The organism is Actinoplanes rectilineatus, assembly GCF_000962825.1.
Lineage (GTDB): Bacteria > Actinomycetota > Actinomycetes > Mycobacteriales > Micromonosporaceae > Actinoplanes > Actinoplanes rectilineatus.
In genome coordinates this window covers 23862-44466 of sequence record NZ_JZKF01000005.1, presented here as the reverse complement: position 1 = coordinate 44466, position 20605 = coordinate 23862, and the positions used below count along the sequence as shown (strand labels likewise).

Sequence of the window (20605 nt, the reverse complement as noted above, 5' to 3'; positions counted from 1 at the left end):
CTGTGCTGGCTTTACCTCGCTTCGCTCGGCGGGGATCACGCCCGGGAGCTGATCTTGGGACGCCGAAGAGCGTGGCGTCCCAAGATCAGCGGACGTGATCCCTTCACAGAGAGTGCCCGGCAGCTCTGCTGCCGGGCACTCTCTGTGTTCGTTTGTTATTCGGCCACTGTGACGAATTTGCGGCGGCGTGCCATCCGGTACGCGAGGAAGCCCGCCACCAGCAGCAGCGCGCCACCGCCGGCGACCGCGCCGGCGTTCGCACCGGTGACCGGGAGGCCACCGCCGCCGCTGCCGCCCGCGTTCAGCTTCACGGTCAGCGCGGCCTTGTCGTTGCCGTGCTTCGAGTCCTGCGGACCACCGTTGACCTTGACGAAGCCCGCGGTGGTGCCCTCCTCGTTCAGGTCGCCCTCGAAGGTGAACAGCACCTTCTTGTCCGGGGTGAGCGAATCCAGGACCAGGCAGACGAAGTCCCGCGCCTCGATCACGCCGGTCGTCAGGTCCACGTCCACGTCGATGTTCTCCGGTGACGTACCCGGCAGGCACCGCTCGTCGACAGCCGTCAGGTCCACCCCGTCCGGCACCGTGACCCGCACGTACTGCAGCATGTCCATGGACAGTGGCAGGGTCGCGGTCGGCCCGTTGTTGACCACGCCCACCTTGACCTTCCGGCTCTCGCCCGGCGCGCCCGCGAAGACGCCGCCGATCGCCGCGCTGTCCGCCGACGACTTCGGCACCGACACCGCGAAGAAGGCCGTGTTGTCGTCCGGGTTCAGGTCCTCGACGTCGGCCGGAAGATCATCCAGGTCATCGAAGGACGAGGCGGCCGCCTCCAGCTTCAGCTCCGCACCGGCCGCGTTCGCGGTGTCCTTCGCGAAGTCGAAGACGAACTCGTCGGTGAGACCGACCGCGGCGACGTACACCGGGTACTCGAACGGTCCCGGGGTGTCCTTGCCGACCGCGACCCTCAGCGGCGTCGCCGACGGCAGGGTGAAGACGCCGCCCGCCTCCAGCGGCTCGTTGACGACACAGACGTACGCGCCGAACTCCTCGTCCCGCATGCAGTTGCGGTACTTGAGGACCGGTTCCACACCCTCCACCGAGTAGACGACCAGGCCGAGGGCCTTGACCGGCTTGTCACCGGTGTTGCGGACGATCACCGGAACGTCGGCGGTCCTACCGCGTCCGAGGGTGATGTCCTTGATCGCGTCGACCTCGATGTCCACGCCGCCCTTGGCGGTCCGCACGACACCCATCTCGACCTCGTCGGTCAGGTTGCCACCGACCGAGACCGCGATCGGCAACGCGGCCACCGGAGCGCCCTCGGCGCCGGACGGCTTCAGCGTGAAGCTGAGGGTGCGGCGGCCGTTCACCTTCAGGTTGTCGATCGTGCAGGAGGTGGCCGAGCAGCCCTCCGGCGGCGTGAACCCGAGGTCCGCGTCCACCGGTTTGCCCGCGGCGCCGAACGTCACGACGACGTTCTTCGCGGCCACCGAGCTGACGTTGTACACCTCGACCTTGACGGTCTTGGACTGCCCGTTGATCACGGTGACCGTTTCCGGCGTGAGCAGGGCGGCGTAGGGAAGTTCCAGCTCGGACGGTTCCTCTGCCTGCGCGGGCAGGGTCAGGCCGGTGACGGCCAGACCGGATGCCACGACAGGCAGAGCGAGACGGCTGAACAGAGCGCGCAGTCGCATGATCCCCGTTTTTCGGACGATACGGTCGCGTATTGACGACCGGGAAGTCCGAGGATATTAAGCTCCCTCACAGGAAGAGATCAACCTGCGGTTTTACACATCGGCAAATGCGGGACCATCAGCGGACAGAGCCGGCACTTCGCCGCGAAGCGCCGCACGACGGGCGAACTCCCGGACCCCGGCGACCTGCCGCTCCCCGAGCGAGAAGTCGAGCACCCGGAAATAGTTCGCCAGCGTCGCCGCGTCGAACGGCTCCCAGCGGGCCGCCGCCTCGGCGACCTCGTCCAGCTCGCCGAGACACAACTCCTTCGACCGCTGGAACGCCTCGTGCACGTCCTTGACCCGGCCCGGATGCGCAGCCGCGAAGTCCTTACGGACCGCCCACACCGCGAACACCATTGGCAGGCCGGTCCACTCCTTCCACGCCTCCGCCAGGTCGATCACCTGCAACCCCTGCTCGGGGGCCTCGTACATGGCCCGCAGAGCCGGGTCGCCGATCAGCACACCGGCGTCCGCCTCCAGCAGCATCGCGGTCAGATCCGGCGGGCACCGGAAGTACTCCGGCTCGACCCCGTACCGCTCGGCCAGCAGCAGCTGCGCCAGCAGCACCCCGGTCCGCGACGTGGAACCGAGCGCCACCGGGCGCCCGTCCAGCTCCTCCGGCGGCCGCGTCGACACCAGGTTGACCGACAGCACCGGACCGTCACTGCCCACCGCCAGATCCGGCAGCAGCAACAACTCGTCGGCATGCCGCAGATATTCGACGAGCGTGATCGGCCCGATGTCCAGATCCCCGGCGACCAGGGCCGCACTGAGCCGGTCCGGCGTGTCCTTGTGCAGGTCGACGTCGAGCAGAGCGCCCGAGCGCATCAAACCCCAGTAGATCGGAAGACAGTTGAGAAACTGGATGTGCCCGACCCGCGGCCGACGAACGCTGTCGCTCATCCCCCGACGCTATCCCCGCCTCGATCAGGAGCGCGCGTGGGGAGCGTTGGGGGGTGGTGAATGTCGCACCAGGGGCAGGCAGGCTGCGGCCGCGACGAGGCCCGCAAGGCCGGCTGCGGCGACCAGCAGGCGGGGGTCGAAGGCCTCGACCAGGGGGCCCGCCGCGAACAGGCCGGCCATGCCCGCCGTCTGGATCGTCGCGCTGAAGACCGAGAAGGCCCGGCCGTGGGCGGCGGACGGCACCCGGGCCGCGATCAGCATCGAGCAGCAGACATTGACGATGCCGTTGCCGAAGCCGCCGAGCACCCACAGCGGGATCAGCCAGCCCGCGCTGCCGACCGCCGAACCGGCGACGACAGCCACGCAGCAGAGCGCGAGCATGGCGAGCACCATCCGGCCGGTGAACCGGTGCGGCGCGAAACGGCCCACGGCCAGGCTGCCGGCCACCATGCCGACCGTCCAGGAGGCGGCGACGAACCCGTAGACGATGCTCGACGCGCCGAGCGTCTCGCGGATGAAGAACACGTCGAACACGTTGATCGCGCCCACCCCGGCGACGACGGCCGCGACGGCGACGGTGATCGCGGTGAGCACCCGATCGTCCCAGAGGCGGAAGGCGACGACACCACCGGTCGCCGCCCGCTCCGGACGGCTCCGCCGGGTGCGCAGCAGCAGACCGATGGCGATCAGTGCGAGGTAGCTGGCCGCGTCGATCAGCAGCGGCACCCGCGGACCGGTCAGGCCGACCAGGATCCCGGCCAGCGCCGGGGCGATCAGCATGCCGACCTGGCCGGACGTCTGGATGATGCCGCTGGCCCGGGCCAGGTCGTCCGGGGTGACCATGCGCGGCACCAGCGCCTGCAGCGTCGGCTGGGTGACGGTCAGCCCGCAGGCCAGCAGCGCCACCAGCACGATGATCAGGACCGGGTGGGTGGTGAAGGCCAGGACCAGGCTCACCGCGGCCTGGGCGAGACCCATCAGGATCAGCAGGGTACGGCTGTCCGCCCGGTCCACCAGCCGTCCGGCCAGCGGCGCGAGCACGGCCAGCGGAAGGCCGGCCGCGAGCATCAGGCCGGAGACGGCCAGGCCGCCGTGCCCGGACTCCTGCAGCACGAGGGCGAGGGTGGTCGCCGCCAGGAAGTCGCCGCAGACCGTGATCGCCCGGCCGCCCGCAACCAGGTAGACGTCCGGCCAGCGGGAGGTCTGCGGGGTTTCCGTGCACGCGGGATCCGCAGATATGAAGGACATACTTCGAAAATAATCCTTCACATCTGCGGAACGCAAGGCCCGGCTACACCTTGGGGACCGCCGCGAAGTACGCGAAGACCGCCCGCGCCCCCTCCGGCGCCTCGGCCTGCCGTTCGCGTACCCGATAGGGCTCGAGCACCGCCCGCACCTGCTCGGTGATCTCCTGAAGCTCCTCGGCAGTGAGCAGCAGCTGGTGGGCCTGGATGCCGGCGGCGTCCCGCCACTCCTTCGGTTCCTCCGACTGCTGCTCCACGTAGGCGGTGATCCGCGCGTTGTTCCGCGACAGGTTGAGGTCGATCAGCGCCCGCTCCGCCGCGACCGACTCCGGCTGATCGGTGTCGCCGGCGATGTACAGACTGTTGCCGACACCGCGCCACAGCCGCTCGCGCCCGTCCCCGCGCCCCGGCGCGTGCTCGACCAGCCCATACTTGGCCAGCTCACGAAGGTGGTAGCTGGCCGCACTCGGCGACAGCCCGACAAGCTCGGCGCACTCGGTCGCGGACATCGTCGCCCCCGAGGCGATCAGGTGATCGACGATCTCGACCCGGACGGGGTGCGCGAGGGCTCGCATGGTCCGCGCATCGGTGACCCAGACATTTGACCGCCCACTCCCCTGCTCAGCCATGCCCCCATTCTCGGTCAGGTGCCGGCGAGCCGACCGCTCAGGCCACCTTGAGCTGCTCGTCCCCGAAATCCGCCACCAGCACCAGCGTCCCGCCGAGCGCGGCGACGTAACGCGCCAGCACATCCTGAGTGGAGACCGAGCCGGACTCGATCTGCGAGACCCGTGCCACCGAGACACCCATCTGGGCCGCCACCTGCTCCTGCGTCATCCCACGCCGCTTACGCATCTCCGCCAGCCGCCATCCGCGCGCTTCGTCGAGCATCTGCTTGACGCCCTGCTCGAAGGCCTCCGGCCCGCCGGCACCCTCGATCGCCCGAGCCAGGTGATCGGTATCCCGCCACCGCTTAAAACCCATCACGCATCTCCTTCCGCCGCTCTTCCAGGTAGACGGCGTACCGCCGTTCCGCCTCCGGTATCGCGTTGCGGTACCACCGGCTCCATTGCCCGGATTTGTCCCCTGCCACCAACAACACCGCAGACCTCCACGGGTCGAAGACGAACAGGATCCTGACCTCCGTCCGCCCCGCCGACGGCGGCCTCAACTCTTTCAGATTGGAAATGTTGGAACCCGTGAGTCTGTCCACCAATGGACGCCCCTGACCGGGACCGTTTCGTTCGAGAACCAGGATCGCCTGGTTGACGAGCCAGTGACTGGCCTCGTCGTGATCGTTCAGTCCGTCTAAGAACTCCGTGACCTCGTCGGTCAGGAAGATCTCCCAGCAGCCCAACTCGCCATGCTCCGCTCAGGTTAACAAAATTATTAACGTCGAGATACGACGTCACCCGGAAGCGGCAGCTCATCCGCTTCTGTGCGCGCCATTCAACGCAGAGCAGACAGTCCGCAGGCAAGGAAAAGCACTCGCAGGTGTCGATGGCTAGACGGGGAACGCCATCCTGTGGACTGAAAAACGGTGGAAGGAGGGATGAGAGGTGACTAGGCTGACTGGTCGCTTGACGGCCGTGGTGAGCATGCACCGCAGCGGGCGTCTCCGCGCCACTCGGCGGCCGACACGCCTTGGGGAAACGCGGAAGCTCCGGATCTGATACTTCTGGGGTGCTTTGTGCCCGATTCTGACCTGGACCTCGAACTCAGCACCGAACGCACCCACCTGACCGAGTCGCGGGACGCGCTGCGGCGGATGCGGGACCGCGCACAGTCACTCTTCTCCACCGGTGACAAGGTGGCCGGGGACGCGTACACCGCCGAACAGCTCGGCCGGCACATGGCCCGCCGGGTCAAGGAACTCGCCGACGACCCGGACACGCCACTGTTCTTCGGACGGCTCGACATCGACGAGAGCGCGTACCACGTGGGGCGCCGGCACGTCACCGACGACGCCGGGGAACCGATGGTGCTGGACTGGCGGGCGCCGCTGTCGCGGTCGTTCTACCGGGCCAGCGTCCGTGACCCGCAGGGGGTGAGCACGCGGCGCCGGTTCGGGTTCGTCAAAGGGGAACTGACCAGCTTCGAGGACGAGCACCTGGACCGGGGTGAGGAACTCGGCACCAGCAGCCGCATCCTGACCGCCGAGATCGAACGGCCGCGTGTCGGACCGATGCGCGACATCGTCGCCACCATCCAGCCGGAACAGGACGAGCTGGTCCGGGCCGAGCTGGGCGACTCGATCTGCGTCCAGGGCGCCCCCGGCACCGGCAAGACCGCGGTCGGCCTGCACCGGGCCGCCTTCCTGCTCTACCTGCACCGGGAACGGCTGCGACGGTCCGGGGTGCTGATCGTCGGGCCGAACGGCGCGTTCCTCTCCTACATCTCCGCGGTCCTGCCGACCCTCGGCGAGGTCGAGGTGCAGCAGTCCACGCTGGAGGATCTGATCGGCCGGGCGCCGGTCAAGGTGGTCGACCCGCCCGAGGTCGCTGCCCTCAAACATGACGTACGCATGGCGCAGGTGCTCCACCAGGCACTGTGGGGGCGGCTGGCCAGACCCGTCGAGCCGATCATGGTGTCCGACGGTTCGTACCGGTGGCGGATCGACGTGGAGCCGCTACGGCGGATCGTCGACGAGGCCCGCCGGGAAGGCCTGCCCTACGCCGTCGGCCGCGAGCGGGTCCGCGCCCGTGTGGTGGGCCTGTTGCAGCGCCAGTCGGAGTACCGCACCGGCAACTCGCCCGGCGAACCGTGGCTGCGCAGGATGAGCAGGATCAAGCCGGTGGCGGAGTTCCTCGAGGCCAGCTGGCCGGCCGTCACCCCGGAGTCGCTGGTGGTGTCGCTGCTCACCGATCCGTCGATCGCCGGTGACCTGCTGACCGCGGAGGAGCAGGAGACGATCCGCTGGGTCAAGCCGCCCAGGACGGTCAAGTCGGCGAAGTTCAGCACCGGTGACCTGCTGCTCGTCGACGAGGCCGCCGGGCTGCTCGAGCGGGAGAACAGTTTCGGTCACGTGGTCGTCGACGAGGCGCAGGACCTGTCGCCCATGCAGGCCCGGGTGATCGCCCGGCGCAGCGAGCACGGGTCGATCACGCTGCTCGGGGACCTGGCGCAGGGCACCGCCCCGTGGGCCGCCACCGACTGGCGGGACATCCTGGTCCACCTGGGTAAGCCGGATGCGCCGGTGGTGCCGTTGACCGTCGGTTTCCGCGTACCCGAGAAGGTCGTCGCTCTCGCCAATCGCCTGTTGCCGGCACTCGGGGTGAACGTTCCGGAGGCCGTCTCGCTGCGCCGCGACGGTGATCTCGACGTGGTCGAGGTGCCGGATCCCGCCGATCTGGACGCCCGGACGATCGACGAGGTGACCGCCGCGCTGGGGCACGAGGGTTCGGTGGCGGTGATCGCCGCGGACGACGCGGTCGACCGTCTGCGCGCGAAGCTCACCGCCGCCGGGATCGAGCACGCGACGCCCGATGAGGTCGAGACCGCGGCGCGCGTCATGGTGGTGCCCGCGACCATGGTCAAGGGTCTGGAGTACGACCATGTCGTCGTCCACGAGCCCGCGGACATCGTGGCCGCCGAGCCGAAGGGCCTGCACCGGCTGTACGTCGTCCTCACCCGTGCGGTGACGCGGCTTTCGGTCATGCACTCGAAGCCTTTGCCGGATCCGCTTAGGCTCGCATGATGCCCCGTATCGGAGTGATTTTCGACCGCGACCGTGCCCCCGAGGACCTGCCCGCCTTCGCCGCCGCCGTGGAGGAGGCCGGCGCCGACGAGTTGTGGCTGGTGGAGGATCTGGGCTGGACCGGCGGTATCAGCTCGGCCGCCCTGGCCCTGGCCGCCACCAGCCGGATCACTGTCGGCATCGGTATCGCCCCGGCGCCGCTGCGCAATCCGGCCCTGTTCGCCATGGAGATCGCCAATCTGGCCCGGGTCCACCCCGGCCGGATCGTGGCCGGGATCGGTCATGGTGTGCCGGAGTGGATGCGTCAGGTCGGTGTCGAGGCGAAATCGAAGCTGGCGATGCTGGAGGAGACGGTCCTGGCGGTCCGCGGCCTGCTCCGCGGGGACGAGGTCATTCTCGACGGCCGCGAGGTGCACATCGACGGGGTACGCCTGGTGCATCCGCCGACCGTGCAGCCGCCCATCGTGACCGGTGTGGTGAAGCCGCGTTCGCTGGAGCTCTCCGGACGGATCGCCGACGGCACGATCATCGCCGAGGGCAACGGGCCGGCCGAGCTGGCCGCGTCCCTGGAGCACATCCGCCGGGGTGGCGCCGGCGACGACCACCAGCTGATCGTGTTCACGTACCTCTATGTGGACGACGACGCGTCGCGGATCGAGAAGTACACCGGTGAGCTGGTCGCCGGTCAGGCGGCGTGGCTGGGCAAGCAGCCGGAGGAGTTGTTCTCGCTGATCGGGGCGGCCGGCGAGCTGCCGGCGAAGGTGCGACAGCTCGCCGATGCGCACGTCAGCACGATCGTGCTGCGGCCGCTGGGCCCGGATCCGATCGCCCAGGTGCGGACCGCGATCGCCGCGCTGGAGAGCTAGGCCACCACCGCTCATCCGGGTTATCCACAGCCTGTCCCGCAGGCTGTGGATAACCACGGTCAGCGGGGCGTTTCCGGCGCGGGGAGCGCCTTCACCCAGCGGGACCATTCAGGCTGTGGGCTGTAGCCGTGCGCCGCCCAGATCCCGTGGGCGCGCTGGTTGGCGTCCAGGACCATGGCGTCGCTGCGCGTACCCCCGAAGGATCTGAATCGGTCTTCGGCCGCGGCAATCAGCCTGCCGCCGATGCCCTCGCGGCGCCGTGAGGGGGCGACCGCCAGGCGGTAGAGGTGGCAGCGCCAACCGTCCCATCCGGCGATGACCGTGCCGATGATCTCGTCGCCGTCGACCGCGACGATCAGCGCGCCGGGGTCGCGGCGGTGCAGGGCCTCGATCGCGGCGGAGGTGTCCGCCGGCCGGCTGTCGTTCTCGGCCGCCACCTGCCAGAACGCCAGAGTCGCGGGGAGTTCGGCGGCCCGCGCGGCACGCAAGATCATCATGCGGCTCAGACTAGTCAGGTTTGCGATACAAACTTCTTTGACTTTGTGCCGTAAAGTAGTTGGCATGACATCGACCGAGGACGACCAGTCCTTCGAGGACCCCGCCGAGGCGCTGCGCCTGATCGAGGCGGAGCAGGCCAATCTCGAGCGCGAGCTCACCCCCGACCCGCGCCTGATGTTCTGGCCGTGGGGCGTGACCTGGCTGATCGGTTCGATGCTGTTCTTCCTGCGCTTCGGGCCGGACGGCCGGATCCTCGTCGACATGCCCGGCTGGCTGCCGTCCGCCGTGTTCGTCACGCTGATCGCGGCGGCCGGCGCCACCAGCGCCGTGGTCGGCACCCGGTCGTCGCGGCAGGTCTCCGGGCCCACCGCACGGCAGGGCACGATGTACGGCTTCGCGTGGTCCGCCGGCTTCGCCGGGATGTCCATCGTCTTCGCCCGTCTCAGCGCCGTGGTGCCCGAGCTCTACATCGGCATCCTCTGGGGCGGCGGCATGGTCGCGCTGGTCGGCGCGATCTTCATGGCCGGCGCCGCGATCTTCAACGACACCAACATGTTCACGCTCGGCGCGTGGATCAGCGGCGTCAACGTGATCGGCGTCCTGGCCGGACCCGGATGGCACGCACTGATCATCTCGATCGCCGGTGGCGGCGGCCTGCTGGTCGCCGGGCTGATCGGGTGGCTCCGGCTGCGATGAGCGACGAAACCCTTCCCGATCTCGACCCCGTCATCCACGCACAGGCCCGGCTCCGGGTGATCTCGGCACTCTCCAAACTCAACACCGAGGACCGGATCGCCTTCCCCCGGCTGCAGGAGATCCTCCGGATGACGGCCGGAAACCTCTCGGTTCACCTGCGAAAACTCGAGGAGGCCGGATACGTGGAGGTCACCAAGACGCATCACGGGCGCACCCCGGCCACCCTGATCCATCTCACCCGGCGCGGACGCCGCGCCTTCGAGGACTACGTCACCGCCCTGCGCACGCTGATCACCCCTCCGGAGGAGCCATGATCCATGCAAGCGCCGAGCGCCTGACCCGGCGCTACGGCGACACCCTCGCCCTCGACGAGGTCGACCTCGAGGTACGGGCCGGCGAGCTGGTCGGGCTGCTCGGCCCGAACGGCGCCGGCAAGAGCACCCTGGTCAGCCTGCTGACCGGCACCCGGCGGCCGACCTCCGGGCGGGCCCTGCTGTGCGGTGGGGACCCGCGCGACCCGGCCAGTCGTCGCCGGCTCGGCGTCACCCCGCAGGAGACCGGGCTTCCGGCGGGGCTGCGGGTGGGTGAGGTGGTCGATTTTGTACGCGCCCACTTCCCCGACCCCCTCCCCCGCAACGTGCTGCTGGACCGCTTCGGGCTGACCGACCTGATCCGGCGGCAGACCGGCGGGCTCTCCGGCGGGCAGAAACGCCGCCTCGCGGTGGCGCTCGCGTTCGCCGGGCGACCGGAGATCGTCTTCCTGGACGAGCCGACGACCGGTCTGGACGTGGAGGCGCGGCGCTCACTCTGGGCGGGCGTCCGCGAGTTCCACGCCGAGGGTGGCACGGTCGTGCTGACCAGCCACTACCTGGAGGAGATCGAGGCGCTGGCCCGGCGGGTGGTGGTGCTCGCCCAGGGCCGCGTCCTCGCGGACGACAGCGTCGAGTCGGTTCGCGGACTGGTCGGGATGCGCCGGGTCAGCCTGACTTCGGACGTACCCCTGCCGGATCTTGAAAATCTGGTGCGCACGGAGCTTGCCGGGAATCGTCGGCACCTCTACACCCCGGATGCCGACCAACTGGTCCGGGACCTGGTGGCGAAGGACGTCACATTCCACGACCTGGAGGTCCGTCCGACCTCGCTGGAAGAGGCCTTCCTGGCCCTGACCGCCGGGAGAGACTGATGCTCGCCCTGACCCACGCCCGTTTCCAGCTCCTCGAAGTGTTCCGGATCCCGATCGCGGTGATCGGCAGCGCGTTCTGGCCGGCCGCGTCGATGCTGGCCTTCGTCGTCCCGTTCACCCGGCACGACCCGGTGGCCGCCACCTACGCAACCGCATCGATGATCACCTTCGCGGTGATGAGCACCAACCTCTTCCAGTACGGCATCGGTGTCTCCGAGGACCGCGCCCAGCCGTGGGACCCCTACGTGCGGACCCTGCCCGCCGGCGCCGCACCCCGGTTCACCGGCCGCCTGCTGTCCGGCCTGGTGATGATGGCGATCGCGCTGGCACCGGTGGTGCTGATCGCCGCGCTCTTCACCGAGGCCTCCATCGCCCCGCTGACGTTCCTGCTCGCGATCCTGGTCACCGCGGTCATCTCGGTGCCGTTCATCCTGATGGGGCTGGCGATCGGCTACTGGCTGCCGCAGAAGGCCGCGATCGTGGTGGCCCAGGTGCTGTTCCTGCCGTTGGCGTTCGGCGGCGGTCTGATGGCCCCGCCCGGCGGCGCGCCGAAGTTCGTCGAGGTCATCGCCCCCTACCTGCCGACCGGCGGCGCGGTGCGGCTGATGTGGGCGACGGTCGGCGAGTACCGCCCGGACCTGGATTCCGCGCTGAGCCTGGTCGGCTGGACGGTCCTGTTCGGTCTGATCGCCCTCTGGGCGTACCGCCGTGACGAAGGTCGCCGGTTCGGCTAGAACTCTGACACTTTTATCCGGGTGGTGGCATGTAAATGCGACGATGCCACGCATGACCCATCCGACGCCTGGAGTTCCCAACTGGGTGGATCTGGCCACCGCCGACCTCGGTGACGCGGCCCGTTTCTACACCGCGTTGTTCGGCTGGACCGCCGACGTGTCCGGCGACGAGTTCGGGGGTTACACCACCTTCCTGCTCAACGGGCTGCCGGTGGCCGGGGCCGGGCCACTCTTCGGCGAGGGCCAGCAGACCGCCTGGAGCACCTATTTCGCGGCGGCCGACGCCGACACGGTCGCCGCCCGGGTCGAGGCCAGCACCGGCAAGGTGCTGGTCGCCCCGTTCGACGTGGTGGATCAGGGACGCATGGGCGCGTTCCTGGACCCGGCCGGCGCGCCGTTCAGCGTCTGGGAGGCCGGGATGATGCGCGGGGCCGAGGTGTTCGACCTGCCCGGCGCGCTGACCTGGAACGAGCTGAACACCCGGGACCTGGAGGGCGCGAAGGCGTTCTACGGCGCGGTGTTCGGCTGGACGTTCCAGGACACCCACGTCGGCGGCCTGCCCTACGTGATCTGCGAACGCAACCACATCCAGGTGGCCGGCATGCAGCTGATGATCGGCAGTGCCTGGCCGGACGACATGCCACCGCACTGGCTGGTCTACTTCGCGGTCGGCGACTGCGACGCGGCGGCCGAACACGCCTCCGCCCTCGGCGGCCACGTGCTCCACCCGCCGACCACGATCGCGGTCGGCCGGTACGCGGTGATCGAGGACCCGCAGGGCGGCACCTTCGCCATACTGGCCAAGTAGGACGTCAGCTCAGCAGCGACGGGATCTTGTCGAACATCTGCTCGGTGAAGGTCATCATCTCGTGCAGCATCCAGTTGCCGGCGAACAGCAGCACCGCGCCGATCGCGATCGCCTTGGGGACGAACGAGAGGGTCGCCTCCTGGATCTGCGTGACCGACTGGAACAGCGAGATCACGAAGCCCACGCCGAGGGCGGTCAGCAGGACGGGCGCCGCCATCTTCGCCGCGATGTTCATGGACTGGAGCGCGAGCTGGACCACCATCTCGTCGGTCATACCCTCCGAGTCGGGCGGTTTCCGCCCGGGACAAGTGCGAAACGGTTGCCGATCAGGTGCGAATCGGGAGTACCAGCGGGCCGTGGTCGCCGGCGATCACCCGAACCTTGACCCGATAGTGCTCGGCCAGGATCTCCTCGGTCAGCACCTGGGCGGGACGGCCCGCGGCCACCACACGGCCGGCTGCCAGCAGGAGCATGCGGTCGGCGTACTCGCCGGCGGTGGTCAGGTCGTGCATGGTCGCCAGCACGGTCAGGCCCCGCTCGGTGCGCAGCCGGTCGACGAGTTCCAGAACCTCCTGCTGGTGGCCGATGTCCAGGGCACTGGTCGGCTCGTCCAGCAGCAGGATCCCGGCACCCTGGGCCAGGGCACGGGCCAGGAAGACGCGCTGGCGTTCCCCGCCGGACAGGGTCTCCAGCCGCCGCCCGGCGAACGGTGCCAGGTCGAGCGCGGCGAGGACCTCGTCGGCGACGGCCAGGTCGGCCTCCGACTCACGGCCCAGCGGGGCGATATAGGGGGTACGCCCCAGCAGCACATAGTCGAAGACCAGCATCCCGGGCGGCACCACCGGCGACTGGACGACCGTGGCGACGGCGCGGGCCCGGTCCCGCCGGTGCATCCGGTCCACCGGCACGCCGTTCAGCCGGACCGTGCCGGAGAAGGGCAGGAGCCCGCCGATCGCCCGCAACGCCGTGGACTTGCCCGCGCCGTTCGGTCCGATCACGGTCACCCATTCGCCCTCGGCGACGTCGAGATCCACGTCCTGGACCACGGGGGTGCCGTCCAGGCGTACCGTCAGCGCCTCGGTTTTGATCATGTCTGCACCGCTCTGCTGGTGCGCAGCACCAGGATGAAGAACGGCGCACCCAGAAACGCGGTCACCACCCCGATCGGGATCTCCGCCGCCCCGCCCGCGGTCCGGGCCAGCAGGTCGGTCAGGACCAGGAACGCCGCCCCGAACAGCAACGACAGCGGCAGCAGCGAGCGGTAACTGGGACCGGTCAGCAGCCGGATGGTGTGCGGCACGATGATCCCGACGAAGCCGATCAGACCGGACACCGAGACGGCCGCCGCGGTGCCCAGTGACGCCGCGATGATCAGCAGATAGCGGCTGCGCTGCGGGTGCAGTCCCAGACTCCGCGCCTCCGCGTCGCCGACGGTCAGCACGTCCAGCTCACGGCGGCGGGACAGCACGATCACCGCGGTGACCAGCGCGTAGGGCAGCACCACGAGCACGTCCCGCCAGCCCGCGGTGCCGAGCCGGCCGAGCAGCCACGAGTACACCTGCTGCAGCGAGTCGACGTGCCGCTGCAGCAGGTAGGTCTGCACCGCGGACAGGAACGACGACACCGCCACCCCGGCCAGGATCAACGCGGCCGGTGACCGGTCCCGTCCCCCGGCCGCACCGAGCAGCCAGGTCAGCGCCACCGCGCACAGTGCACCGGCGAAGGCCGCCGCCGGCACCGCGCCCTGCGCCGTCACCTCCGCACCCAGCACGATCATCGCGGTCACCCCGAGGCCGGCGCCCGCGGCCACTCCGAGCAGGTGCGGATCGGCGAGCGGATTGCGAAAAGCGCCCTGGTAGGCCGCACCGGCCAGCGCCAGCATCGCGCCGACCAGCAGCCCCAGCACCACGCGCGGCAGGCGGAGCTCGGTCAGGATCGCCGCCTCACGCTCACTGAGACCACTGTTCAGGTGTACGCCGGGAAGCAGGTCCAGCAGTTCCACGGCGACGCCGGCGGGCGGCAGCCGGACCGAGCCCAGGGCTAGTCCCGCGATCACCGCTGCCAGCAGGGACAGCACGGCGGCGGCGAGCCAGACCGGTCGCAGGCCGGCCGGTTTACGGCTGCCCGGATCACGGTCGGCCGGTTGGCGACTGCCCGGTTTACGGCCGGCCGGGCCACGACCGGCCGGCGAGATCACGCGGGGGCCTTGCGCACCGCGTCGGCGACCGCCTGGACCAGATCGACCGTGCGGGGCCCCCACCGCGAGGCGATGTCGTCGTCGAGGGCGTGGATCTGACCGTTCCTGACCGCGGCGATCGACGACCAGCCGGGCCGGGCCGCCACCGTCGCGGCGGACTGCTGACAGCACTTGGTGTCGGCCAGGAAGACGGTGTCCGGGTTCGCCTTCACCAGGGCCTCCTGCGACAGCTGCGGATAGCCGCCGCTGGTGCCGTCCGGATCGGCGGCATCGGCCACATTGGTCATCCCGAACCGGCTGAACACCGAGCCGATGAAGGTCTTCGACGTCGCCGAGTAGAAATCGGCGCTGATCTCGTAGTAGTAGCTCAACGGCGTGCTCCGGGCCGGCACCGACGCCACGATCTCGTCGATCCGGGTGGCCATCTCCCCGGTCACCTTCTCCGCGTCCGCGGTGTGGCCGGTCAGCGCACCCAACTCCCGGATCTCATGGTAGGTGTCGTCGAGCGACGCAGCCGCCGGAACCAGATGCACCGGGATCGCCAGCCTGCCCAGCTGCGCGACGATGTTGTCGCTGTCGTTGGCGATCACGACCAGGTCCGGGTCCGTCGCCGCGATCGCCTCGGCGTTCGGCTTGTAACCGGACAGATCGGACCGCGGCGCCTCCGCCGGGAAGTTCGACTGATCGTCGACCGCCGTCACCTGCGGTCCGGCACCGATCGCGAAGAGCATCTCGGTGGCGGTCGGACTGAGCGAGACCACCTTCTCCGGCTGGGCGGTGAGGGTCACACCCCCCACCGTCACCGGGTACGCCGCCGCGGCGCCCGACCGGTCCGCGGCCGGGGTGCCGCCTCCTCCATCCCCGCCACAACCGGTGAGCAGCAGTGCGGCGGCCGTGACCACCGAAGTCAGCAGACGTTTCACGAATCCTCCTGTCGGCCGGGCGACGTGGTGCTTCGCCGACAGGAGGAAGACACGAACCGCCCGTCCGCGAGGCGCCCCTCCCCGAGAGCGCTGAATCGCGACCGGCGCCCAGGCGACCTGGCTAGGACCTCACGGAACGGAGGGATCACAGTTGCGGGACAGCTCCGGATTCACACCGGAATTCGCTGCGGCGCGGTCAGGGGAACGCTAGCCCAATTCCGGGGCGTCGGCAGTGCCCGTACGTCATGTGCCGCCCTTACGAGCGGCCCTTCTCCGCCTCCACCTTGACCGGTTCCGCCTCGATCTCGGTTTCGGCCTCGGCTTCGATCTCGGTCTTGGCCTCAGTCTTGGCATCGGTCTCGGGCTCGGCCTTGGCGTCGGGCTCGGTTTCGGCCTTGGCGTCGGGCTCGGGCTTCTGCACCGTCTCCGTTTCCTGCACCGGCTCTGGGCTCTTCACCGGGTCGGCGGTCTTCACGGCGTCCGTGGTCTTCACGGCGTCGGCGGCGGCCACCCGGTCACCGGCGGCGGCCGCGTCCTCGTCGCCGGCCAGGGCCGACCGCAGGCGCTGCTTCTCCGCGGTGCGCTTGGCCGCGACCGAACCGAGCTGCTCGGCCATCTCGTCACGCCAACGGCGCAGCAGCAGGAAGGACAGGGCGGCCGACGCCACGAACGCCACCATGACCTTGACCAGGGGGTTCAGCGGAACCGGCCAGAGCAGAACGAAAGCGGCCAGGAACAGTCCGAAACGGCCGAGCGTGTATTTGAAGGCGGGGCTCATCGTCTTCTCTCCCTCAGCCGGACCGATGGCTGAGCCATCGGAGGCCGTAGAACCAGATCAAGCAGTACACGACCGTACCGGTGACGGCGCCGACAGCGCCGCTGACCAAGGGCGGCGCCAGCATGGTGACCAGACCGGCCAGGCTCATCCCGGCCGCGACACCGAACCCGCCGGCGAGACCGGCGACCAGCACCCGGTGCGCGCCGAAGCCCTCCGCCCGGAACTCCTCGGTGAACAGCCAGACCGGGAGGATCACCGCCAGCCAGCCGTTCGACTCGCCGAACTGACCGAAGCCGGTCAGCGCCATGATCCCCTCGAAGATCAGCAGCACGACGAGACCGACCACGAACCCGGCCATGGCGGAACCCAGCAGATCGCCGATGGTCGCCAGACGGCCACCGGAGTCCCGCCGGAGGCCGCGCACGCTCCTCTGTGGGCTCGTCCGGGTCACCGTCAGGCCCAGACCTTCTGCGGCTCGCTGCGCCGGTCGGCCAGGCTCGGCGCCGCCTCATACTCCTTGACGACCTCGTAGCGCGTGTTGCGCTCGACCGGCTGGAAGCCCGCGTCCCAGATCAGGTGCAGCAGGTCGTCGCGGTGCATGGTGCCGGGGGTGCCGTAGGAGTCGGCGTCGTGGGTGATCTTGTATTCCACCACCGAGCCGTCCAGGTCGTCGGCGCCGAAGTTCAGCGAGAGCTGGGCGACCGACAGGCCGTGCATGACCCAGAAGCACTTCACGTGCGGCACGTTGTCGAAGAGCAGCCGGGAGACGGCGAACGTCTTGAGCGACTCGGCCGGAGCGGCCATCGTGGTGCGTTCCTGGATCCGGTTGCGGATCTTGCCGTCCGCCGAGTCGTGGAAGTCGTGCTGGTAACGCAGCGGGATGAAGACGGCGAAGCCACCGGTCTCGTCCTGCAGCTCGCGCAGGCGCAGCACGTGGTCGACCCGGTGCCGCGGCTCCTCGATGTGGCCGTAGAGCATCGTCGCCGGGGTCCGCATGCCCTTCTCGTGGGCCAGCCGGTGGATCCGCGACCAGTCCTCCCAGTGGCAGGCGTGGTCGACGATGTGCTGCCGGACCTCCCAGTCGAAGATCTCAGCGCCGCCGCCGGTCAGCGACTCCAGGCCGGCGTCCATCAGCTCGTCGAGGATCTCGCTCGCCGACAGGCCGCTGATCTTCTCGAACCACTGCACCTCGGTGGCGGTGAAGCACTTCAGCTTCACGTTCGGCAGAGCGGCTTTCAGCTCGCGCAGCACCTTGGGGTAGTAACGCCAGGGCAGCGCCGGGTGCAGGCCGTTGACGATGTGGAGCTCGGTGAGCTGCTCGTCCTCCATCTCCTTGGCCTTGGCGACGGCCTCGTCGATGCGCATCGTGTAGGCGTCCTTCTCCCCCGGCTTGCGCTGGAAGGAGCAGTACGCACAACTGGCGGAGCAGACGTTCGTCAGGTTCAGATGGCGGTTGACGTTGAACATCACCCGCTCACCGTTCATCTCGGTGCGCTTGTGGTGCGCCAGCCGGCCGAGCCAGGCGAGATCGTCCGACGCGTAGAGCGCGATGCCGTCCTCACGGGTCAGTCGCTCGCCCGCATAGACCTTGGCCTCGAGCTCACGCTTCAATCCGGCATCCATGTTCGCCGTCGCCCCTTCCGTCACCTCGCCGTCGAGAGTACGTGCACCCTCCGACAACCAGCACGCGACGTGCGCCGGGGTAACCCGCGGCACCAGGAAGCCGAAAGATTCTCAGCGTGCTTTCAACTTCTTTCGATCGACACCGGTGCGTCTCTTGCGGTATGAACCTTTAGGGACTACTAGCGACGGTCACAGCCCTCGCGGACGGGGAGCTCATGTCCAAGGCATACCGGCACAGATCGACCAGGTCGACCAAGCCGACGAGCTTTGCACACCCATGGCTTCGGCCGATCGCGTACTCGGCGGCGGTCGCCGCGGCCATCGCCACCATGTTCCAGCCCATCCCCGCGATGGCCGCCCCCAGCGCCCCGGACAACAACGGCACCATCACCTCGGTGCCCAACGTCGGCTCCCGCCCGCTACCGCTCGGCACGCTCACGCTTCCCGGCCAGTCCAGCAGCACGACCAGCACGGTCAGCCCCGTCAGCACGTCGACCAACCCGGTCGTCCAGGAGGCCGAGAAACGCCGCGCCGAGATCAGCGTCCTCGGTGACCAGCTCATCCGCATCGGACAGGACCGCGACCTGGCCCAGACCCAGGTGACCACCGCCAGTCAGAAGGTCACCCAGGCGCAGGAGGCGCTGCGGCAGGCTCAGGCCGACGCCGCGGCAGCCGCCTCGGCCGCCGTCCAGGCCGCCGCCGCGCTGCCGCCCGGCGCCCTCGACTCCGGCCTGCTCGACCTGGACACCCTGGCCCGCGTCCAGCGCGGTGACGGCCTCTCCGACGAGGCGGCCGCCCGCCATCTCTCGGCCGCCCGGGACACCCTCCAGGTGGCGCTCGCCGACCAGGTCACCGCCACCGGCCTGCACGCCGACCTGTCCGCGCAGTGGACGACGCTCAACACCCAGATCACCACCAAGCAGGCCGATCTCCAGAAATACGAGACCACCCACGCCGGTGAGCTGACCGCCGCCGAGACCAGTGCCAGCGCGGCCGACCAGCAGCTCAGCACCGGATACCTCGCCGGCGAGACGGCCGGGCGCAGCGCCGACCCGCGGGCACTCCAGGCTCTTCAGTACGCGTTGGCCCAGCGCGGCGACCCGTATGTCTGGTCCGAGGAGGGCCCGGACGAGTTCGACTGCTCCGGGCTGATGTACGCGGCGTATCGCGGCGTCGGGTTCCCACTGGTCCGCGTCTCCCGCGACCAGTACTACCAGACCCGCAACAAGGTGGTCGACCGTTACTCGCTGCTCCCCGGTGACCTTCTCTTCTTCAGCTCCTCCAGCAGTTGGACGGGCATCCACCACGTCGCGATGTACGCGGGTGACGGCATGATGGTCGAGGCCCCGCGCACCGGCCTCAACGTCCGGCTCACGCCGGTCCGCTGGTCCCGTCTCTTCCAGGCGACCCGGGTGTTCGGCTCGGTCGAGGGCGTCGCGGACAACCCGGTGCTCGGCTCGCCCGACCCGGACGAACCGGCCACCTCGCCGACCACGGCGAAGCCGTCCCCGTCCTCCTCCAAGACGACGTCGCCGCCGGCCTCGCCGAGCCCGTCGAAGACCACCAACCCGCCGGCCTCGCCCAGCCCGTCGAAGACGACCAACCCGCCGTCGTCGCCCAGCCCGTCGAAGACGACCAACCCACCGCCGTCGTCCTCGTCGCCCACGCCGGAGCCCAGCGAGTCGTCGTCCGAACCGAAGCCGACGGCGGAGCCCAGCGAGTCGTCCGCGGCGGCCAACCCGTCCGCGTCGGCGTCCTCGGCGGCGGCGTCCTCGGCCGCGGCGTCGGCGGCTGCGGCATCGTCGGCCGCCGCTTCGTCGGCTGCGGCCTCCTCGGCAGCCGCCTCAGCTGCGGCTTCGTCCGCTGCGGCGAAGGCGTCCTAGGCGTCCGCTTCGTCCGTTGACAAGACCGACGACAATTAATCCCGTTATCAAGTGGTACGACGTCGGGGAATTCCGTCCGAACCGGTAAGCCGTCCATAGGACGCCCGGAGGTGCCTTCGTGGGCCTACGCCGGGTGTGCTGACGCCGGCTGATGTGGCACGGTTAAGACAACGCCCGACGTCCGAAACCTTCGGCGGCGGTGGTTCGGGAGGACCCATGGACGAGCAGCAGTCGCGCCGGGACGGCAAGACCGGCATGCCGTCCGGCGCGCAGCAGCCCGTGTCCGATGCGGAGGGCTACTCCCCGCCGCCACCACCGGCACCGGGCGCCCTGTGGTCGGCCGCGGCCCGACCAGCCACCGGTTCCGCGCCGGTCTCCAGCCCGCCCGCGGGTGCAACCCCCGCCTCCGGCCCCCCGGCAGCGGGCGCGGCGTCCGTCTCCGGGCCTCCAGCAGCGGGCACGGCGTCCGTCTCCGGGCCTCCGGTGATCGGCTCGGCTTCGGTCTCGGCACCGCCCGCAAGGGTTTCGGGATCCGCCCCGGTTTCCGCAGTACCGGCGTCCGGCTCAGCGCCGGTGTCCGCGGTGCCCGTGTCCGCCGCACCTGTTTCGGGCTCGGCGCCGGTCTCAGCTGCCCCGGTCTCAGCTGCGCCAGTTTCCGCCGCTCCCGTGCCGGCCGCTCCCGTCTCCGCCGCACCCGTCTCCGCCGCACCTGTCTCCGCCGTGTCGGGCTCAGCACCGGTCTCTGCCGCGCCCGTGTCGGCCGCGCCGGTCTCTGCGTCTCCTGTCTCTGCTTCTCCTGTCTCTGCCGCGCCTGTCAGTGGGGCTGCGCCGGTTTC

At 69.8% G+C, this 20605-nt stretch carries 22 protein-coding genes and 1 riboswitch; of the genes, 8 read left to right on the top strand and 14 right to left on the bottom strand.

All coding sequences use genetic code 11. The features are described 5' to 3' along the window. Positions 1 to 155: 155 nt before the first annotated feature. The 6 genes from WH85_RS04945 to WH85_RS04920 form a co-directional block, all read right to left on the bottom strand. The gene (locus tag WH85_RS04945; RefSeq protein ID WP_157410782.1) at positions 156 to 1694 is read right to left on the bottom strand and encodes a COG1361 family protein; all 1539 of its coding nucleotides are present in this window, start codon (positions 1692 to 1694) and stop codon (positions 156 to 158) included. Positions 1695 to 1787: 93 nt separating this feature from the next. Beyond that, on the bottom strand, positions 1788 to 2639 hold the full coding sequence (locus WH85_RS04940) for a menaquinone biosynthetic enzyme MqnA/MqnD family protein (RefSeq protein WP_045740481.1): 852 nt from the start codon (positions 2637 to 2639) through the stop codon (positions 1788 to 1790). A 24-nt stretch (positions 2640 to 2663) separates the two neighbouring features. Next, positions 2664 to 3887, bottom strand: a complete 1224-nt coding sequence (locus tag WH85_RS04935; protein WP_045740480.1) for an MFS transporter — start codon at positions 3885 to 3887, stop codon at positions 2664 to 2666. A gap of 43 nt (positions 3888 to 3930) precedes the next feature. Next, positions 3931 to 4512 carry an ArsR/SmtB family transcription factor gene (locus tag WH85_RS04930; protein ID WP_045740479.1) on the bottom strand — a complete coding sequence of 194 codons (582 nt, stop codon included), beginning with the start codon at positions 4510 to 4512 and terminating at the stop codon, positions 3931 to 3933. A gap of 37 nt (positions 4513 to 4549) precedes the next feature. After that, positions 4550 to 4867 (bottom strand): transcriptional regulator, encoded by a 318-nt coding sequence (locus WH85_RS04925; protein WP_045740638.1) that lies wholly within the window; start codon positions 4865 to 4867, stop codon positions 4550 to 4552. Beyond that, positions 4857 to 5240, bottom strand: coding sequence for a type II toxin-antitoxin system RelE/ParE family toxin (locus tag WH85_RS04920; RefSeq protein WP_045740478.1), 384 nt, complete (start codon positions 5238 to 5240; stop codon positions 4857 to 4859). Before WH85_RS04920 ends, WH85_RS04925 begins: the two co-directional genes overlap by 11 nt. Before the next feature lie 333 nt (positions 5241 to 5573). Between WH85_RS04920 and WH85_RS04915 the strand changes: the two genes are divergently transcribed. Then, entirely contained in the window at positions 5574 to 7580 is a 2007-nt protein-coding gene (locus WH85_RS04915) for a HelD family protein (protein ID WP_045740477.1), read from the top strand. Further along, positions 7580 to 8446, top strand: a complete 867-nt coding sequence (locus WH85_RS04910; RefSeq protein WP_045740637.1) for an LLM class flavin-dependent oxidoreductase — start codon at positions 7580 to 7582, stop codon at positions 8444 to 8446. Before WH85_RS04915 ends, WH85_RS04910 begins: the two co-directional genes overlap by 1 nt. Before the next feature lie 59 nt (positions 8447 to 8505). Here WH85_RS04910 and WH85_RS04905 read toward each other — a convergent pair whose 3' ends face one another. Next, positions 8506 to 8943, bottom strand: coding sequence for a GNAT family N-acetyltransferase (locus WH85_RS04905; RefSeq protein WP_045740476.1), 438 nt, complete (start codon positions 8941 to 8943; stop codon positions 8506 to 8508). 64 nt (positions 8944 to 9007) lie between these two features. Between WH85_RS04905 and WH85_RS04900 the strand changes: the two genes are divergently transcribed. Genes WH85_RS04900 through WH85_RS04880 form a run of 5 tightly spaced genes read left to right on the top strand, consistent with a single transcriptional unit; the run spans position 9008 to position 12365 of the window. Continuing rightward, on the top strand, positions 9008 to 9640 hold the full coding sequence (locus WH85_RS04900; protein ID WP_045740475.1) for a hypothetical protein: 633 nt from the start codon (positions 9008 to 9010) through the stop codon (positions 9638 to 9640). Next, complete coding sequence (locus tag WH85_RS04895) at positions 9637 to 9954, top strand: winged helix-turn-helix domain-containing protein (protein WP_045740474.1); 318 nt, start codon at positions 9637 to 9639, stop codon at positions 9952 to 9954. Before WH85_RS04900 ends, WH85_RS04895 begins: the two co-directional genes overlap by 4 nt. Next, positions 9951 to 10823 carry an ABC transporter ATP-binding protein gene (locus WH85_RS04890; protein WP_045740473.1) on the top strand — a complete coding sequence of 291 codons (873 nt, stop codon included), beginning with the start codon at positions 9951 to 9953 and terminating at the stop codon, positions 10821 to 10823. Before WH85_RS04895 ends, WH85_RS04890 begins: the two co-directional genes overlap by 4 nt. Beyond that, positions 10823 to 11557 (top strand): ABC transporter permease, encoded by a 735-nt coding sequence (locus WH85_RS04885; protein ID WP_245673824.1) that lies wholly within the window; start codon positions 10823 to 10825, stop codon positions 11555 to 11557. Before WH85_RS04890 ends, WH85_RS04885 begins: the two co-directional genes overlap by 1 nt. Positions 11558 to 11609: 52 nt before the next feature. After that, entirely contained in the window at positions 11610 to 12365 is a 756-nt protein-coding gene (locus WH85_RS04880; protein ID WP_045740471.1) for a VOC family protein, read from the top strand. 4 nt (positions 12366 to 12369) lie between these two features. On the opposite strand, the gene fliQ is transcribed toward WH85_RS04880, so the two are convergent. From fliQ to mqnE, 7 genes are all read right to left on the bottom strand, one after another. Further along, positions 12370 to 12639, bottom strand: coding sequence for a flagellar biosynthesis protein FliQ (fliQ, locus tag WH85_RS04875; RefSeq protein ID WP_045740470.1), 270 nt, complete (start codon positions 12637 to 12639; stop codon positions 12370 to 12372). Positions 12640 to 12691: 52 nt separating this feature from the next. Beyond that, positions 12692 to 13456, bottom strand: a complete 765-nt coding sequence (locus tag WH85_RS04870) for an ABC transporter ATP-binding protein (protein WP_045740469.1) — start codon at positions 13454 to 13456, stop codon at positions 12692 to 12694. Beyond that, positions 13453 to 14469: a FecCD family ABC transporter permease gene (locus WH85_RS04865; RefSeq protein ID WP_245673837.1), complete on the bottom strand. Its 1017-nt coding sequence runs from the start codon at positions 14467 to 14469 to the stop codon at positions 13453 to 13455. The genes WH85_RS04870 and WH85_RS04865 overlap by 4 nt, the downstream gene beginning before the upstream one ends. 89 nt (positions 14470 to 14558) lie before the next feature. After that, positions 14559 to 15485, bottom strand: coding sequence for an ABC transporter substrate-binding protein (locus WH85_RS04860; RefSeq protein WP_045740468.1), 927 nt, complete (start codon positions 15483 to 15485; stop codon positions 14559 to 14561). A gap of 116 nt (positions 15486 to 15601) precedes the next feature. Then, positions 15602 to 15665, bottom strand: a riboswitch (cobalamin riboswitch). A 76-nt stretch (positions 15666 to 15741) separates the two neighbouring features. Then, positions 15742 to 16263 carry a DUF4229 domain-containing protein gene (locus WH85_RS53970; RefSeq protein WP_083448798.1) on the bottom strand — a complete coding sequence of 174 codons (522 nt, stop codon included), beginning with the start codon at positions 16261 to 16263 and terminating at the stop codon, positions 15742 to 15744. A 13-nt stretch (positions 16264 to 16276) separates the two neighbouring features. Continuing rightward, positions 16277 to 16621 carry a hypothetical protein gene (locus WH85_RS04850; protein WP_425394615.1) on the bottom strand — a complete coding sequence of 115 codons (345 nt, stop codon included), beginning with the start codon at positions 16619 to 16621 and terminating at the stop codon, positions 16277 to 16279. A gap of 95 nt (positions 16622 to 16716) precedes the next feature. Beyond that, a complete protein-coding gene (gene mqnE, locus WH85_RS04845; RefSeq protein WP_045740466.1) occupies positions 16717 to 17886 on the bottom strand; it encodes an aminofutalosine synthase MqnE in 1170 nt (389 codons plus the stop codon). Between the two features lie 329 nt (positions 17887 to 18215). On the opposite strand from mqnE, the gene WH85_RS04840 reads away from it, so the two are divergent. Then, on the top strand, positions 18216 to 19769 hold the full coding sequence (locus WH85_RS04840) for a C40 family peptidase (RefSeq protein ID WP_245673822.1): 1554 nt from the start codon (positions 18216 to 18218) through the stop codon (positions 19767 to 19769). Positions 19770 to 20605 lie beyond the last annotated feature (836 nt).

Coding starts and splice junctions, on each gene's coding strand:
- WH85_RS04945 (WP_157410782.1), bottom strand. CDS start 1,694: ATGCGACTGCGCGCTCTGTTCAGCCGTCTCGCTCTGCCTGTCGTGGCA.
- WH85_RS04940 (WP_045740481.1), bottom strand. CDS start 2,639: ATGAGCGACAGCGTTCGTCGGCCGCGGGTCGGGCACATCCAGTTTCTC.
- WH85_RS04935 (WP_045740480.1), bottom strand. CDS start 3,887: ATGTCCTTCATATCTGCGGATCCCGCGTGCACGGAAACCCCGCAGACC.
- WH85_RS04930 (WP_045740479.1), bottom strand. CDS start 4,512: ATGGCTGAGCAGGGGAGTGGGCGGTCAAATGTCTGGGTCACCGATGCG.
- WH85_RS04925 (WP_045740638.1), bottom strand. CDS start 4,867: ATGGGTTTTAAGCGGTGGCGGGATACCGATCACCTGGCTCGGGCGATC.
- WH85_RS04910 (WP_045740637.1), top strand. CDS start 7,580: ATGCCCCGTATCGGAGTGATTTTCGACCGCGACCGTGCCCCCGAGGAC.
- WH85_RS04905 (WP_045740476.1), bottom strand. CDS start 8,943: ATGATGATCTTGCGTGCCGCGCGGGCCGCCGAACTCCCCGCGACTCTG.
- WH85_RS04900 (WP_045740475.1), top strand. CDS start 9,008: ATGACATCGACCGAGGACGACCAGTCCTTCGAGGACCCCGCCGAGGCG.
- WH85_RS04895 (WP_045740474.1), top strand. CDS start 9,637: ATGAGCGACGAAACCCTTCCCGATCTCGACCCCGTCATCCACGCACAG.
- WH85_RS04890 (WP_045740473.1), top strand. CDS start 9,951: ATGATCCATGCAAGCGCCGAGCGCCTGACCCGGCGCTACGGCGACACC.
- WH85_RS04885 (WP_245673824.1), top strand. CDS start 10,823: ATGCTCGCCCTGACCCACGCCCGTTTCCAGCTCCTCGAAGTGTTCCGG.
- WH85_RS04880 (WP_045740471.1), top strand. CDS start 11,610: ATGACCCATCCGACGCCTGGAGTTCCCAACTGGGTGGATCTGGCCACC.
- fliQ (WP_045740470.1), bottom strand. CDS start 12,639: ATGACCGACGAGATGGTGGTCCAGCTCGCGCTCCAGTCCATGAACATC.
- WH85_RS04870 (WP_045740469.1), bottom strand. CDS start 13,456: ATGATCAAAACCGAGGCGCTGACGGTACGCCTGGACGGCACCCCCGTG.
- WH85_RS53970 (WP_083448798.1), bottom strand. CDS start 16,263: ATGAGCCCCGCCTTCAAATACACGCTCGGCCGTTTCGGACTGTTCCTG.
- WH85_RS04850 (WP_425394615.1), bottom strand. CDS start 16,621: ATGGCCGGGTTCGTGGTCGGTCTCGTCGTGCTGCTGATCTTCGAGGGG.
- mqnE (WP_045740466.1), bottom strand. CDS start 17,886: ATGGATGCCGGATTGAAGCGTGAGCTCGAGGCCAAGGTCTATGCGGGC.
- WH85_RS04840 (WP_245673822.1), top strand. CDS start 18,216: ATGTTCCAGCCCATCCCCGCGATGGCCGCCCCCAGCGCCCCGGACAAC.